The 14,750-nt window shown below is 69.4% G+C and carries 18 protein-coding genes; 9 read left to right on the forward strand and 9 right to left on the reverse strand.

The features are described from left to right. Positions 1-4: 4 nt before the first annotated feature. Entirely contained in the window at positions 5-742 is a 738-nt protein-coding gene (locus tag QO010_RS18400) for a glutathione S-transferase family protein (RefSeq protein WP_307351582.1), read from the reverse strand. A 97-nt stretch (positions 743-839) separates the two neighbouring features. On the opposite strand from QO010_RS18400, the gene QO010_RS18405 reads away from it, so the two are divergent. Together QO010_RS18405 and QO010_RS18410 are read left to right on the forward strand one after the other, a co-directional pair. Further along, entirely contained in the window at positions 840-1,547 is a 708-nt protein-coding gene (locus tag QO010_RS18405; protein WP_307351584.1) for a helix-turn-helix transcriptional regulator, read from the forward strand. Between the two features lie 96 nt (positions 1,548-1,643). Continuing rightward, positions 1,644-2,336 (forward strand): murein L,D-transpeptidase catalytic domain-containing protein, encoded by a 693-nt coding sequence (locus QO010_RS18410; protein ID WP_307351586.1) that lies wholly within the window; start codon positions 1,644-1,646, stop codon positions 2,334-2,336. A gap of 169 nt (positions 2,337-2,505) precedes the next feature. On the opposite strand, the gene QO010_RS18415 is transcribed toward QO010_RS18410, so the two are convergent. Beyond that, the gene (locus QO010_RS18415; protein WP_307351587.1) at positions 2,506-3,246 is read right to left on the reverse strand and encodes a dienelactone hydrolase family protein; all 741 of its coding nucleotides are present in this window, start codon (positions 3,244-3,246) and stop codon (positions 2,506-2,508) included. Between the two features lie 118 nt (positions 3,247-3,364). Between QO010_RS18415 and QO010_RS18420 the strand changes: the two genes are divergently transcribed. Both QO010_RS18420 and QO010_RS18425 read left to right on the forward strand, forming a co-directional pair. Next, positions 3,365-3,916, forward strand: coding sequence for a DUF2239 family protein (locus tag QO010_RS18420; protein ID WP_307351588.1), 552 nt, complete (start codon positions 3,365-3,367; stop codon positions 3,914-3,916). Continuing rightward, a complete protein-coding gene (locus QO010_RS18425; protein WP_307351589.1) occupies positions 3,916-4,260 on the forward strand; it encodes a GIY-YIG nuclease family protein in 345 nt (114 codons plus the stop codon). The genes QO010_RS18420 and QO010_RS18425 overlap by 1 nt, the downstream gene beginning before the upstream one ends. A 244-nt stretch (positions 4,261-4,504) precedes the next feature. Here QO010_RS18425 and QO010_RS18430 read toward each other — a convergent pair whose 3' ends face one another. After that, entirely contained in the window at positions 4,505-6,790 is a 2,286-nt protein-coding gene (locus tag QO010_RS18430) for an ATP-binding protein (protein WP_307351590.1), read from the reverse strand. A 70-nt stretch (positions 6,791-6,860) separates the two neighbouring features. Next, on the reverse strand, positions 6,861-7,409 hold the full coding sequence (locus QO010_RS18435) for a gamma-glutamylcyclotransferase (protein ID WP_307351592.1): 549 nt from the start codon (positions 7,407-7,409) through the stop codon (positions 6,861-6,863). Between the two features lie 32 nt (positions 7,410-7,441). On the opposite strand from QO010_RS18435, the gene QO010_RS18440 reads away from it, so the two are divergent. The 3 genes from QO010_RS18440 (at position 7,442) to hisC (ending at position 10,443) form a co-directional block, all read left to right on the forward strand. Then, the gene (locus QO010_RS18440; protein WP_307351593.1) at positions 7,442-8,395 is read left to right on the forward strand and encodes a DUF2125 domain-containing protein; all 954 of its coding nucleotides are present in this window, start codon (positions 7,442-7,444) and stop codon (positions 8,393-8,395) included. Between the two features lie 86 nt (positions 8,396-8,481). Beyond that, the gene (locus QO010_RS18445; protein WP_307351595.1) at positions 8,482-9,285 is read left to right on the forward strand and encodes a chorismate mutase; all 804 of its coding nucleotides are present in this window, start codon (positions 8,482-8,484) and stop codon (positions 9,283-9,285) included. A gap of 48 nt (positions 9,286-9,333) precedes the next feature. Further along, a complete protein-coding gene (hisC, locus tag QO010_RS18450; protein ID WP_307351597.1) occupies positions 9,334-10,443 on the forward strand; it encodes a histidinol-phosphate transaminase in 1,110 nt (369 codons plus the stop codon). Positions 10,444-10,489: 46 nt separating this feature from the next. Here the strand turns inward: hisC and QO010_RS18455 are convergent, their stop codons facing one another. After that, positions 10,490-11,065: a type II toxin-antitoxin system RatA family toxin gene (locus QO010_RS18455; protein WP_307351599.1), complete on the reverse strand. Its 576-nt coding sequence runs from the start codon at positions 11,063-11,065 to the stop codon at positions 10,490-10,492. Between the two features lie 83 nt (positions 11,066-11,148). Here QO010_RS18455 and QO010_RS18460 point away from each other — a divergent pair, with 83 nt between their 5' ends. Further along, positions 11,149-11,505 carry a hypothetical protein gene (locus QO010_RS18460; RefSeq protein WP_307351601.1) on the forward strand — a complete coding sequence of 119 codons (357 nt, stop codon included), beginning with the start codon at positions 11,149-11,151 and terminating at the stop codon, positions 11,503-11,505. A 282-nt stretch (positions 11,506-11,787) separates the two neighbouring features. Next, positions 11,788-12,993, forward strand: coding sequence for an RtcB family protein (locus tag QO010_RS18465; RefSeq protein WP_307351603.1), 1,206 nt, complete (start codon positions 11,788-11,790; stop codon positions 12,991-12,993). Between the two features lie 33 nt (positions 12,994-13,026). Here QO010_RS18465 and QO010_RS18470 read toward each other — a convergent pair whose 3' ends face one another. The 4 genes from QO010_RS18470 to QO010_RS18485 form a co-directional block, all read right to left on the reverse strand. Beyond that, a complete protein-coding gene (locus QO010_RS18470; protein ID WP_307351605.1) occupies positions 13,027-13,470 on the reverse strand; it encodes an SRPBCC family protein in 444 nt (147 codons plus the stop codon). A 27-nt stretch (positions 13,471-13,497) separates the two neighbouring features. Further along, positions 13,498-13,950, reverse strand: a complete 453-nt coding sequence (locus QO010_RS18475) for an SRPBCC domain-containing protein (protein ID WP_307351607.1) — start codon at positions 13,948-13,950, stop codon at positions 13,498-13,500. Next, positions 13,937-14,263, reverse strand: coding sequence for an ArsR/SmtB family transcription factor (locus QO010_RS18480; RefSeq protein WP_307351608.1), 327 nt, complete (start codon positions 14,261-14,263; stop codon positions 13,937-13,939). Before QO010_RS18480 ends, QO010_RS18475 begins: the two co-directional genes overlap by 14 nt. 229 nt (positions 14,264-14,492) lie before the next feature. Then, the gene (locus tag QO010_RS18485) at positions 14,493-14,723 is read right to left on the reverse strand and encodes a helix-turn-helix domain-containing protein (RefSeq protein WP_307351611.1); all 231 of its coding nucleotides are present in this window, start codon (positions 14,721-14,723) and stop codon (positions 14,493-14,495) included. Positions 14,724-14,750: the final 27 nt, after the last annotated feature.

Raw genomic sequence — 14,750 nt, forward strand, 5'->3', positions numbered from 1 at the left:
GCCGTCAGGCCGCTTCCTCCTGGCGCATCTCAACACCCCAGGCGAAGTCCGGATAGAACCGGGCCATCCCCCGCGCCGCATAGGCCACCAGGGTCGGATAGCCCATCGCCGCCCGCCGCAGCGGGAAGTCGAAATAGGGCGTCATCACCCCGATCAGCATGGCCAGGGCCGTGGCGTCGACGCCGCTGGGCTGGTCGCCGAACAGCCAGTCCCGGTCGCCCAGCAGCAGGTCCAGGGCGTCCAGGGTGCGGGTCCCCAGCCACAGCACCTCCTCGTCGCTATGCCGGCCGACGCCGACCGCCAGGATATTGGCCGCGACCCTGGCCTGCACTTCCGAGCGCACCTGTTCACGGATGGCCTCCGGCAGGTGGTCGAAGAAATGGGCCGGGCCCTTGGCGAAATTCTCGGGCGCCAGCCAGCGGTCGCGCACCCAGGTCCAGGCGAACTGGTTTTCCAGCATCCGCTCGACGGCCCAGGCCTGGGCCCGCTGCACGGGCGACAGATGGGCGTCGAGGTCGAAGCCGTATTTCCGCTCCAGATGGGCGCGGATGAAGGTGGAGTCGGCCACCGCCTGGCCGTCGTCGTCGATCCAGGGCAGCTGGCCCTTGGGCGAGGTGTCCGGGGTGGCGGGGACCTTCTGATACGCAAGACCGGCCATCTTCAGCTGGATCTCGGTCTTGGTGACATAGGGGCTGACCTCGGGCAGGCCGAAGTTTTCGCTGCTGGCGTAGAGGGTGATCATCGGGGCTCTCCTCGTTGGAGGCCCAAGACTGGGCGCGCCCTGTTGCCACCATGCTGTCAGCATGCTGCTGTCACCCTGTAGCCATGAGAAGACCCTTATGAGACGGGCCGACCGCCTGTTCCAGATCATCCAGATCCTGCGCCGCGCGCGCGGGCCGCTGACGGCCGAGGCCGTGGCGGTCGAGCTGGAGACCTCCAAGCGCACCGTCTATCGCGACATCGCCGCCCTGATCGGTCAGCGGGTGCCGATCCGCGGCGAGGCGGGGTTCGGCTATGTGCTGGAGGGCGGGTTCGACCTGCCGCCGCTGATGCTGACCCCCGACGAGATCGAGGCCGCCGTGCTGGGCGCCCAATGGGTGGCCAGCCGCGGCGATCCGGCCCTCAGCCAGGCGGCCCGGGACCTGATCGCCAAGATCGCCGTCGCCGTCCCCGAACGCCTTCGCCCCCACGTGCTGGAGCCGGTCGCCGCCACTCCGCCCAACTGGCGCAACACGGTCGACCAGATCGACATGGGCCTGGTCCGGGCCTGGATCCGCTCGGGCCGCAAGATCACCCTGGCCTATCGCGACGAGCAGGGCCGCGAGAGCGCCCGCACCATCTGGCCGGTGGCCATCGCCTATCATGAGACAACCCGCATCCTGGCCGGCTGGTGCGAGCTGCGCGAAGATTTCCGGCATTTCCGAACCGACCGCGTGGCCGGCGCCGACTTCCTCGACGAGCGGTTCCCGGAGCGGCCGGGCATCCTGCGGGCGAACTGGCGCAGGACGCTGGGCCGGATGCCCGAAAAGACGCTCAAGACCTCGTGATCGGCTTGCTGCAATCGGTCGCGCTGGAAATCCCGGCTCGCTGAGGTAAGGTTCTTGCGGGCTGGCGCGGGGGCGTCCCTCAAAGAGACATCTGGTATGCAGCTTTCAAGACGCGGAATGATCCTGGGCGGCGTTGTGGCCGTCTCCGGCCTGACGGCGGCGCATGCCGCGGTGAAGGTTCCGCGCCTGAGCAATGTCGTGCTGCCCAAAGCCCTGCCTGAAAACCTGCCGCAGCCGCAGCTGGTCGATATCCAGCCCACCATCATCGACCCGGCCCACCAGCTTCGCCCCGAGGCGCTGAAGGCCGCCCTGGCCGCGCTCGACCGCTACAAGGACCGCATTCCCAACCGCGACCGCATCTATGTCGTCGACTTCCAGGCCCATTCCAGCCGCCAGCGGATGTTCGAGGTCGACATGCAGAGCGGCGATGTCCGCGCCTTCCGCACCGCTCACGGCAAGGGCTCGGACCCCGAGCACACCGGCTTTGCCCGGCGGTTCTCCAACACCCCCGACAGCTATGCCTCCTCGGTCGGCGCCTATGTCACCGCCGGCGCGGCCATGGGCGAGAAGCATGGCCCCAACGTGCTGCTGGAAGGCCTGGAGCCGACCAACAACGAGGCCCGCGACCGCGAGATCATCGTCCACTCGGCCGACTATTGCGAGATCGACTACCTGATCCAGTGGGGCAAGCTGGGCCGCTCCTATGGCTGCTTCAGCGTCAGCCGCGCCGACCTGATGGCCCTGCGCCCCGCCATGGACGGCGGGCGGTTGCTGTTCGCGGCGGCTTAATTCCTCGCCCGTTGGGCGAGGGGGACCACGAAGTGGTGGAGTGGGCTCTTGGGGAGCACACGGGGTTTCAAGCACACCCACTCCGGCAGTGCTCAATCCTGACGGACCGTGTGCTCCACGGCCCACTCCGTCGGCTTCGCCGCCACCTCGCCCAAGGGGCGAGGAATGATCAGCCGCCCAGATTCCGCCCAAACAGCGCCAGCAGGCGCTCCCAGTGCCGCTCGGCCGCCGGCTTGTCGTAGACGGGGCGTTGGGGGAAGGCGAAGCCGTGTTCGACGCCGGGATAGAGCTCGACCTCGGCCTTGGCGCCGTCGGCCGCAAGCGTCTGGCGCAGGGTCTCGACCATTTCCAGCGGGGCCCAGTGGTCGGTCTCGGCGCAGGCGAAATAGAGTTCCGCCCCTGACGGCGTCGCCACCCTGTGCGGGCTGTTCGCCGCCTCGGTGACCAGGCGCACGCCGTAGATCGAGGCGGCCGCCTTCACCTGGTCCGGGAACCGCGCGGCGGCGTTGATCGCGTACTGGCCGCTCATGCAGTAGCCGACCGTCCCGACCCTGCTCGTATCGGCGGCCTTGTCCCCGGCGGCGAAGGCCAGCAGGCCGGCCGCGTCGTCCATGATCCCGTCGATGCTAAGCGACTCCATCAGCTCGAACATCCGCTTGCGCTCGGGCGAGGCCGGGTCGCGCGACAGCGGTCCCAGCTCCATGACGCCGGAGCGGTAGTAGAGGTTGGGCAGCATCACATAATAGCCGCTCGTGGCCAGCCGCCGGGCCATGTCGCGCAGCTCCTCGCGGATGGCCGGGGCGTCCATGAAGAACAGGATGACCGGATGCGGCCCGCCCCGCTCTGGATGGACGATGAAGGTGGTGGTCGCCCCGTCCCTGGTGGCGATGTCCAGCTGGCGTTCGATCATGGCGCGCTCCCCGTCCGAGTTTTCCTAGCTCCTAGCATCGGGAGGGCGGACAGCGCACCTCGACAATTTTACCCTGGTAATATTGACAACCCTATTTTGCCCGGATAAAACCCGCGCCATGAACCTACCGGACACCATCGCCTTCCAGGACGGCCGCCTCATCGCCGAGGGCTCTCGCGCCGAGGTCGCCCTGGCCGTCAAGCGGCTGGGCCCCGAGGCCAGCCGCATCCTCGTGCTCGACGGCCGCTCCGCCGCCTCGATCGAGTTCGACCTGCGCGGCGAGGAGGCCGACGTGCTGGCGCGCCTGGCCGAGCCCGAACCGCCCCGGCGCGGGCCCGGCCGGCCGAAGCTGGGCGTGGTGGCGCGCGAGGTCACCCTGCTGCCCCGGCACTGGGAATGGCTGGCCGACCAGCCCGGCGGCGCCTCGGTCGCCCTCAGACGGCTGATCGACGAGGCGCGCCGCGACCACCGCGATGCCCAGCGCCAGGCGCGGGACAGCCTCTATCGGTTCATCAACCTGGCGGCCGGCAACCAGCCCGGCTTCGAGGAAGCCTGCCGCGCCCTGTTCGCCGGCGACGCCGCCCGGTTCGAGACCCAGATCGCCGGCTGGCCCAGGGACCTGGCCCACCACGCCCGCCGCCTGGCCCGGCCAGCCTTCGGAGACGCCTGATGGACAACCAATCCCGCCGCGACGCCGTCCGCGCCTTCAAGGAGCGCAAGGTCAGCGCCGGCGTCTTCGCCGTCCGCTGCCAGCCCACCGGCGAGGTCTGGGTCTCGGCCAGCCGCAACCTGGAGGCCCAGCAGACCAGCCTGTGGTCCCAGCTGAAGTGGAAGGGCTGCTACACCAAGGCCTTGCAGGAGGCCTGGAACACCCACGGCGAAGAGGCCTTCAGTTTCGAGGTGCTGGAAACGGTCGAGGACGAAGAGCTGTCGCCGATGGGCCTGGCCGACCGGCTCAAGAGCTTGGACGCCGCTTGGCGCGAGAAGCTGGGGGCGGCCAAGGCGCTGGGTTAGAACTCCGCCCCCGTAGGGGGCGGACGACCGCGCCAGAGCGCGGTCCGGTGGGGGTCTTCGGGCAGGGGCATTGATCGGCTGAGGTTGGCCTCGGACGCGTTGCCAGTCACCCGGTCTTGGCCGATGACCCACGGCCCTGACCACCGCTCTGGGTCGAACACCCCCACCGGGCCGGCCACGGGCGCGCTGCAGGCGCGCCTCGGGCGGGCCGTCCGCCCCCTACGGGGGCGGAGTTGGAACCGCCCTAGCTCTCCACCTTCAGCCCCGCCGTCAACGCCAGGATCAGTTCAGCCACCGTGAACGGCTTGCTGACCAGCCGGCCGGTCCACAGGCTGGCCAGGGTCTCGGCCTCGGCGAAGCCGCTCATCAGGGTGATCGGGGCGTTCGGGCGGCGCTCGGCGATGCGGCGGGCGGTCTCCACGCCGTTGAGGCCCGGCATGGCGAAGTCCAGCAGCGCCAGGTCGATGCCGCCGCCCTCGTCCAGCCAGGCCAGCGCCGCCTCGCCCGAGGCGGCCGAGTGCACGGTCAGGCCCAGCTCCTCCAGCTGACCGGCCGCGGCGACCCGCACCTGGTCGTCGTCGTCGACCAGCAGCAGGCGCAGGCCCTTGAGCGGGGCGGCGTCGGGCGTCGGCGCCGTCTTGGGCGCGGCCGCGCCATGCTCGGCCACCGGCAGGAAGACATCGACCCGCGTCCCGCCCGCGCCGGTCTCGATCTCGACCCCGCCGCCCAGCTGCTGCACCACACCCAGGATCTGCGAAAGGCCCAGGCCCGAGCCCCGGCCGATCTCCTTGGTGGTGAAGAAGGGCTCGAACGCCCGCGCCCGCACGTCCGGCGACATGCCCGCGCCGGTGTCGGTCACCGAGATGACCACGAAATCGCCGGGCGGCGGAGATTCCGGGGCCCCATGCTGGGTCACCGTGCGGCGGGCGGCGGTGATCTGAAGCTGGCCGCCGTTGTCCATGGCGTCGCGGGCGTTGATGGCCAGGTTCAGGACGATCAGCTCCAGTTGGGTCGGATCGGCCTGGGCGGCGGACAGACCTTCGGGGAAGGTCATGGTCAGGGCGACCTGGCCGCCCAAGGCGCCGCTCAGCAGGTCCGACATGGCGCCCAGCGCCTGGGCCACGTCCACCGGCTGGGGCTTGAGGCGCTGCTTGCGGGCGAAGGCCAGCAGCTGGCCGGTCAGCCGCGCGCCGCGCTCGGCCGCCTCCTGCGCCCGGTCGGCGTAGCGGATCAGCTTGGGCTCGGTGAGCCGCCGCCGCAGCATGTCGATATTGCCCAGCACCGCGGTCAGCAGATTGTTGAAGTCGTGCGCCACCCCGCCGACCAGCCGGCCCATGGCTTCCAGCTTCTGGGCCTGGATCAGCTTCTCGGACGCCTCCTGGACCCGCGCCTCGAGGGTCTCGTTCAGCTCGCGCAGCTCGGTCTCGCGCGCCGTCAGCCGGGACGAGGCCTCGGCCAGGGCGGTTCCCACCGCATCGATCTCGCTGACGCCGGAAGGTCGGAAGGCGACCGGCCCGCCGTCCCCCACGCCCCGCGCCGCCTGGGTCAGCTGGGCCATGGCCCGGTTGGCCGCGCTGGCCAGCAGCACCGCCGTCACCACGCCCGCCAGCATCAGACCCGCCACCGCCAGCAGGGCCAGCCGCAACGACCGGTCCAGATAGCCCGCCCCCTCCGAGCGGGGCATGGCCACGCCCATGGTCCAGCCGGTCACGCTGGAGGTGTGGAAGGCGGACAAAACCTTGCGGCCATCCAGCGAGACGCCCTCGAAGACGCCTTCGCGCGCCGTCTTCAATCGCTCGCGCATGTCGGGGCTGGCCAGGCGGCCGATATTCGGAAGCGGATCGATGTTGCGGGCGATCAGCCGCGCCTCGCCATCGATCAGTCCGCCATACCAGCCCTTGGGCAGATCCTGGCGGTCGAGGATTTCCTGCATGGCGGCGGGCGTGGTGATCACCGCCAGGTCGTAGGCCGGCTTGCCGTTCCGGCGGACCAGCACATCCACGGCCAGGATCGGCCCCTTGTGCAGCCGCCCCGTAGCCAGATTGGAAATCACCCGGTCCTGGGTCTGCAGTCGTGTCCAGCGGGCCGCGAAATCCGGCTTGGCGCGGCCAGGCAGAGGCGCGCCGGGGGCCGCCAGGGTGTTGACCAACTGTCTGCCGCTGGGGTCGACGAGGACGATCCAGGCCATGGGCGCGCCGGTCACCTTGCGCGCCTGCAGTTCGAAGGCCCGCAGCTCGCCCAGCTGCAGATAGGGCGAGGCGGCCAGGGTGCGGGCCATCGCCTCCATCTTGGCGACCTCGCCGTCCGAGGCCAGCGACAGGGCCCGGGCGACGCCGGCCAGTTGACGTTCGTTGGTGGCGCGGTGGCTGCGCGCCGCATCGACGCTGAGCAGGGCCAGCGCGACGCCGGAGGTCACCACCATGACCGCCACCAGCAGGTTCAGCCGGGCGGCGAACGAGCCAATGATCCGCCGCCGGGCGGGCGGCTGCTTCGTCTCCGGGCTGGAACTCGCAATATCCCGGGACGTCATCACTGATCCTGGTTGGGCGTCGGCAAGGTGACTCTAGCCTAAGCGGCGCGGTCGCAAAGCGGTTTTGAAGCTAGATACGAGGTTCGCGGGCTTCAACCAAAGCCAGCAAGCGCTCCATCCCATGGTCGCGCACGCCATCGGCCCGCAGATGCTCCACCAGATCGCGCAGATAGTCGATGTTGCGGCCCGACAGACCCGCCGAGCCGGCGATCAGTTCGGCCTGCTGTTCGAGGCTCAGCGCCCCGGCCCATTGCGGATGGGCGGCGTCGGAGAGGAAGACCAGGGCCGGTACCGCTGTTCCGTCATCCAGCCGCACCTCGCGCCAGGCCTCGAAATAGGTCTCGGTCGGCTGCTCGCGCTCGCGCAGATAGGCATAGACGCCGGGCCAGTCGGCCTCGCTGACCCGATAGGCAAAACCGCGCACCGAACCGCCGGGGGCCAGGCCCAGCACCAGGCCCGGTCGCTCATAGGTGCCGCGATGATGGACCGAATAGATGCAGAAGGCCCGCCGCCGGCCATGGAGCCGCGCGCCCCGCCGTTCTAGAAAGGCGAAACCCGGGCGCCACATCAGCGAGCCGTATCCGAAAACCCAGCGCGCCTGTGCGCGTTCGTCCTGCATCAACTGTCCGAACTCTGAGACGCCCTCTCGCCATGACCCTGCCCGATCAAGCGCCCCCTCGTAAAGCCCGCCGCCGGGGCTTGGTCATTCCATGGCTGCTGATGCTGATCCTGGTGGTGGGGGTGAGCGGCGGCTGGTGGTGGCTGCGGATCCAGGCCGAGACCCAGCTGAACGCGGCGGTGAAACAGGCGAGGGCCGACGGCTACGAGATCAGCTGGCAGTCGGTCCATTATGGCGGCTTCCCCTTCCGCCTGGACGTCGAATTCACCGGCCTGACCCTGGGCGACACCGCCGGCTGGAAGCTGGCCGCGCCCAGCCTGCACACCGAGGCCTATGTCTACCGCCTCGACCATTGGGTAGCGGTGGCTTCCCAGGGCGTGGTCCTGACCCGGCCCCAGGGCGGGGTGGTGCGGATCACCGGCGACGCCCTGCGCGCCAGCCTGAGCGAGCCCAACGGCCATCCGCCGCGCATCACCATCGAAGGCGCCAACCTGCGCTTCGACCCCGCCCCCGGCGCCAAGCCCTACCTGCTCTCGGCCGCCCGCAAGCTGGATGTCGCCCTGCGCGCCGGCCCCAGCGACCAGGCCGCCTTCCTGTTCCACGCCGAGGGGGCGAGGCTGAACCTGCAGGGCCTGGCCGGCCGCGTCGCCGACCAGGGCGAGGGAACCATCGACTGGACCCTGGTCTTCTCCAAGGCCAGCGCCCTGCACGGCCGCGACTGGACCGGCGCCGTGAGGTCCTGGGCGCGGGCGGGCGGCGCGCTGCAGGTCGACAGCGCCTCGCTGCAGGTCGGCCAGGCCCTGCTGAAGACCACCGGCGGCAGCCTGTCGGTGCAGTCCGACGGCCGCCTCAAGGGCAGCTTGCCCGCCAGCCTCAAGGCGGTGGACGGCAGCCCCGGCCAGATCAACGGCACGCTCACCCTGTCGAATGGCGAGGCGATCCTGAACGGCTTCCTGCACATCGGCCCCGCCCCGAAACTGTTCTAGGTTGCGGCAATTTTCTTCCACGCCTTGCAGAGTCTTGCACCCGATCCCGCAAGGCCTTAGGCGGAAGCAGTCTTTTGAGGAATGAAATGGGTCGCGACACGCCGACGGGCGCGCCTTCTCTGGATGCCGTCAGGGCCAGGATCGACATCGTCGATTCCGAGCTGTTGAAGCTGCTCGACGAACGGGCCGGGCTGGCGGCGGCCGTGGCCGCGGCCAAGAAGGCGGCGGGCGGCGACGGCAAGTTCGGCCTGCGCTCGGCCCGGGAGGCCCAGGTCCTGCGCCACCTGCTGGCCCAGCCGCGCGAGTCGGCGACCCCAGCCCTGATCGTCCGCATCTGGCGCGAGATCATCGGCGACAGCCTCTCCCGCCAAGGACCGTTCCACCTTGCCGTCTGGGGCGGCAAGCAGGAAACCCGCGCCGTCGAGCTGGCCCGCCTGCGCTTTGGCATAGCGCCCCCGATGGCCATCGTCGAAAAGCCCGAACAGGCCCTGGCCGCGGCCAAGACCCCCGGCGGGGTCGCCGTGCTGTCCTTGGGCGGCGGTCACGCCTGGTGGGGCCGGCTGCTGGCCCAGCCGAGCTTGCGGGTCTTCGCCACCCTGCCCTGCCTCAGTTCCTGGGGGCCTACCTCGGCCATGGCCGTCGCCGAGGTCAAGGTCGAACCCAGCGGCCGCGACCAGACCCTGTGGGTCACCGACTCGAATCTGCCGAATGCCAAGATCGTCGAGGCCCTGTCCCGCGACGGCGTAGCTGGCGAGCCGCTGGCCGAGAGCGGCGGCCTGAAGCTCTTCGCCCTCGCCGGTTTCTATCAAACGGACGATGCCCGCCTGGCCCGCGCACCCGGGACGCTGTCCGGAGTCATCGGCGCGGCGCCGGAGCCGTTCGACCTTTAGCCCTTCATCTGCTAGAGGCGGCGCTCCCGATTTGGAGAAGGCCGCCCGATGTCCGACCGCTTTGCCGCGTCCCGCCCGGTTCCCAAACCCGGCATCCTGGACATCGCCCCCTACAAGCCCGGCAAGGCCAAGGCCGAGGGCTTCGACAACCCCATCAAGCTGTCGGCCAATGAGAACATCCTGGGCTGCTCGCCGCTGGCCCAGGCGGCTTACGCCGAGGCCGCCAGCAAGCTGAACCTCTATCCCGAGGGGCGGGCCAACATCCTGCGGGCCGCCGTCGCCGAACGCTACAACCTGGAGCCCCAGCGGCTGCTGTTCGGCTGCGGCTCGGACGAGATCTTCCAGCTGATCAACCAGACCTTCCTGGAACCCGGCGACAACATGGTCCAGGGCGCGCACGGCTTCGCCGCCTACGCCATCGGCGCCAGGGCCTGTCAGGCCGAGGTCCGCTACGCCCCCGAGAAGAACTACCGTATCGATGTCGACGCCCTGCTGGAATGCGTCGACGAGCGCACCCGTGTGGTGTTCATCGCCAACCCGGCCAACCCCACCGGCACCTGGCTGCCCATCGACGAGATCCGCCGCCTGCACGAGGGCCTGCCGCCCAGCGTGGTGCTGGTGCTGGACGGCGCCTATGCCGAGTTCAACAGCGACCCCAATTTCGAGGACGGCGTCAGCCTGGCGAGGGGCGCCCACAACATCGTGGTCACCCACACCTTCTCCAAGATGCACGGCCTGGCCGCCCTGCGGGTCGGCTGGGGCTACATGCCCGAGGAAATGGCCGAGGCCATCGACCGCATCCGCCTGCCCTTCAACATCAACATCCCCGCCCAGGTCGCCGCCATCGCCGCGCTCGGCGACGAGGACTTCCAGGCCCGCTCCCTGGCCCTGGTCGAACAGTGGCGCCCCTGGCTGACCCAGCAGATCGGCGGCCTCGGCCTGGAGGTCGTGCCGTCGGGGGCCAACTTCGTCCTGGTCGGCTTCCCGGACCAGCCCGGCCGCACGGCGGTGGACGCCGAGAACTTCCTGGCCTCGCGCGGCCTGCTGACCCGGGGCGTCGGCAACTACGGCCTGCCGGGCCACCTGCGCATCACCATCGGGCTGGAAGAGCACAACCGGGCGGTGGTCGAGGGGCTGGAGGCGTTTTTGGGGCGCTGAGCACTGAACTCCCTTCCCTTTATGGGGAGGGAGTTTTGAGCCCCGCCTACCCCTTCGCCTGCGCCACGCACAAATCCCGCAGGTTGGTCAGCGCCTTGGGGGTGCTCTTCTTCAGGCCGTTGGCCAGCAGGTCCTGCGGCACCGGCAGGTTCAGGGCCAGGCGGTTATCGTAGACCACCCGGGTCGCCGTCCCGTTCCTGAGCGAGATCAGCCGCCACTCGCCCTGCTCGACCTTGAGGTCTCCCTCGACCAGCTTGAAGCGGATGACGGTGTAGGCGGTATAGTCGGAGCGGAAGACGATCCGCATGCTGGGGACCAGCCCGCCCTTGGTGACGTGCTCGCGCACATCCCAGCCCTTGGCCATGTCGCCCTGGACGATCTTGCAGCTCTTGAGGTTGGTGATCAGCTTGTAGCTGTTTTTGCAGTCGGTCATCGTCCGCCAGACCTTCTCGGGCGACACCGGAATATCGATGGCCGCCTGGACCCGGGCCGAGACCTTGTCGGGGTCGGGACTGGAGATCACCCACACGCCCCCCTTGCCCAGCAGGCCCTCCGCCGAGGCGGGAGGACCCGCAGCCTGCGCCGCCGGAGCGGCGAGCAGGAGCAGAAGGGCGATCGGCAAAAGCTGTCTCATAACCCCCCAAACTAGTGTGGCGGGCGGCCACGTCCAGTCGGACCTTGCGTGGACATCAACAGGAGGCCGTCATGCTTCGTCCGATCCGCGCCGCGCTCGTCGCCGCCCTCGTCCTTTCCGCCGCCGCCTGCGCCGAACTTCTGACCGGCGGCGAGCTGATCCGGCCGGGGGAACCGACCGGGACCATCGTCGTCGCCAACGGCTCCAGCCGCACCGTCGTCGTGGCCGTGCTGATCTCCAACTGCAACGCCTCGACCTATGGCCTCAACCGCCTGCCGTCCGGCGTGAACCTGCCGCCGGGCCGCAGCTATTCCTTCACCGTCTCGGCCGGCTGCTGGGACGTCGATGCGGGCAGCATGGGGGCCGAGGCCCGGCAACGGATGCAGGTCCGCCCCGGCGGCGGGGTCCGCTACACCGTCACCGACTGATTGCAAAAAGCGCTGGCGCGGCTTGGCCGAACCCTGTAATGCCCCGCGCCTCAAGGACGAGATCGATGAAACCCCGCCCCAACACATATGCGCCGATGCCCACCGCGCTCGACCGCCAGGTCGAGAGCAAGGGCTATGCCGCGTGGGAGGGTGGACGGGTCTGAAGTCGAACGTGACTTGAGCAGTCGTAAAACCCCTCCCGGCCGCGCCGGGAGGGGTTTTGCTTTTGCGGACCGCTTTCGCCGTGACGCCGGGAGGGGCGGTGAGAGAAGGAGCGCCGTCATGAGCGGCTTTGAACTGATTGAAGGCGGGGCCTCGCCGATCAAGGCCTGGACCCGCGGCGTGCCGATCGAGCACCAGGCGATGGACCAGCTGCGCAATGTCGCGTCGCTGCCGTTCATCCACAGCCACGTGGCGGTGATGCCCGACGTCCATTTCGGCCGGGGCGCGACCGTGGGTTCGGTGATCCCGACCCGCGGGGCGATCATCCCGGCGGCGGTGGGGGTCGACATCGGCTGCGGGATGATGGCCGTGCAGACCAGCCTGACCGCCAATGACCTGCCCGACAGCCTGTTCGCCCTGCGGCGGGAGATCGAGCGCAAGGTGCCGGTGGGCAACGGCCCGGGCGGCGACTTCAAGGAAAGCCCGGCCTCGGCCGTCTCGACCCTGAAGGCGGGCCTGGCCGAGCGGCTGGAGCGCATCCTGGCGCGTCACCCCAAGATCCGGGGCGACAAGCTGGCCAAGCAGCTCGGCACCCTGGGTGGAGGGAACCACTTCATCGAGATCTGTCTCGATGAGGCGGACCGGGTCTGGGTGATGCTGCACTCCGGCTCGCGCGGGACCGGCAACCTGATCGGGACCTACTTTATCAGCGAGGCCCGGGAGATGCTGATGAAGCGGGAGCTGGGCTGGCACATGCCCGACCGCGACCTGGCCTTCTTCCTGAGCGGCGAGCCGATGTTCGACGACTATGTCGAGGCGGTGGGCTGGGCCCAGGACTACGCGGCGGCCAACCGCCGGGTGATGATGGACCGGGTGCTGATCGCGATGCGCGAGGCCCTGCCGCCGTTCCAGCTGGGACGCACGGCGGTCAACTGCCACCACAACTACGTGGAGCAGGAGACCCACTTCGGCGAGACCGTCTGGCTGACCCGCAAGGGCGCCGTGCGGGCCGGCGAAGGGGATCTGGGCATCATTCCCGGCTCGATGGGCGCCAAGTCGTTCATCGTGCGGGGGAAGGGCAACGCCGACAGCTTCTGCAGCTGCTCGCACGGCGCGGGCCGGACCATGAGCCGGGCCGAGGCCAAGCGGCGGTTCACCCTGGATGACCACGTGGCGGCCACCGCCCATGTGGAATGCCGCAAGGACAGCGGTGTGATCGACGAAACCCCGATGGCCTACAAGGACATCGAGGCGGTCATGGCGGCCCAGGCCGACCTGGTCGACATCGTCCACACCCTGCGGCAGGTCGTCTGCGTGAAGGGCTAGGAAGGGCGGCGGGCTATCCCGCCGCCCTTTTTCTTAGGCCGCCCGGGTGAGCGGCGCGCCGGTTTCCAGCATCGACTTGAGGCTGCTGAGGATGCGCGGCCAGCCGCCGGAGACGCCGCGGCGCAGGCTGCTGTTGTCCAGGAAACCGTCGTGGGTGACGGTCAGGCGGGTGTCGTCTCCCATGACCTCCAGCTCGTAGCTGACCGTGGTGGCGCCATCCAGGCTGTCCGGCTCGCGGGTGTGCTGGAAGGTCCAGACCAGCTTTTTCGGCGGGTCGCTTTCCAGGATCTGGCCGGTGAAGTCGACGCCGCGCTGCTCGCTCCACAGCTCCAGGTCCGAGCCCTTGCGGGCCCCGTCGGTCTTGAAGCGGCCGCCGAACCAGAACTTCTCGGTCTGGTCGGGGTCGGTCAGGGCGTCCCAGATACGGGCGGGCGTGGCGCGGATATAGACGACATAGACGAAGGCGGGATCGCTCATGGGAAGGCTCCTTATTGCGGGGGACTTTTATTGGGGAGGACGGGGTTTGATGGGCGGCAGCGGCCTGCCGGTTTCCAGCAGGGTCTTGAGGCTGGCCTGGATCAGCGACCAGCCTTCGCGGCCGGCCTCGACGAAAGAGTCGGAGATCGGGCCGCCGTCGAACTGACGGATGGTCAGGCGGACCACGTCGTCCACCGGCTCCAGCAGGAACTCCAACTCGGCGGTGGGCACGTCGGGCATGGCCACCATGTCCCAGCTCACCCGAAGGCGATGCGGGGGCTCATGGACCAGCACCTTGCCGGCGACATCGGGCGTGCCGTCGGCCCGCGTGACGGTGAACGGCTCGCCGGCCGCGCCGCCCACGCTCATCACGTAACCGAAGAAGAACTGCGGGCTCCTGGCCTTGTCGGTCAGCAGGTCCCAGACCGCCTGTGGCGTGGCGGCGATGAAGGTGACGAAGACGGCGTCAGGCTTTCTCATCATCGGACTCCAATTCTCTCTTCAGATCGACCAGGGCCTTGACCCGGGCGCGTTCGAACTTGCCGATCCAGCGGTCGGCGATCTCGGCGATCGGGACCGGGTTCAGGTAGTGCAGCTTCTCCCGCCCCCGCCAGACGACGGCGACGAGGTTGGCCTCCTCCAGCAGGACCAGGTGCTTGCTGACCGCCTGCCTGGACATGGTCAGGCCCTCGCAGAGCTCGCCCAGCGTCTGGCCATTCTCCGTATGCAGACGGTCCAGCAAGGCCCGGCGGCTGGGATCGGCGAGCGCCCGGAAGACGGGGTCCATGTCCATGGGGAGCGTTATAGGCAACTGTTTGGTTGCATGTCAACATCCACGAATCCTCCCCCGGAGGGGGAGGGGGACCATGCGAAGCATGGTGGAGGGGGTCTGACGCTGCATCCAGGCGTCAGGATAGGGCGCAGCCGACAAGCCGCGAACTTGCCGGCAGACGTGATTGTAGCTTCAACCCCCTCCACCACGCCTTCGGCGCGGTCCCCCTCCCCCTCCGGGTGAGGATTTTCTACGCGGCGTCCAACGCCTTGCGCACCAGGTCCGGCGACTGGTCGATGACCCGCAGATAGGCCTGCAACACCGGATCGGGCGCTGAGTCCCCGCCTTCCAGGTCGCGCAGCCGATCGGGATCGATCCCGAACGCGAGCGCGAACGCCTTCTGGCTCAGGCCGACATGCCAACGGACTCGCTGGACCAGGGCTCGGGCGGGGACTGCGTCTTGGGTGGCTGGCAAGGTCATCCTCGGCTCCTTCAGGCGTCGCCCCCG

Origin of the sequence: Caulobacter ginsengisoli (genome assembly GCF_030814835.1) — a bacterium.
Taxonomy (GTDB): domain Bacteria; phylum Pseudomonadota; class Alphaproteobacteria; order Caulobacterales; family Caulobacteraceae; genus Caulobacter; species Caulobacter ginsengisoli.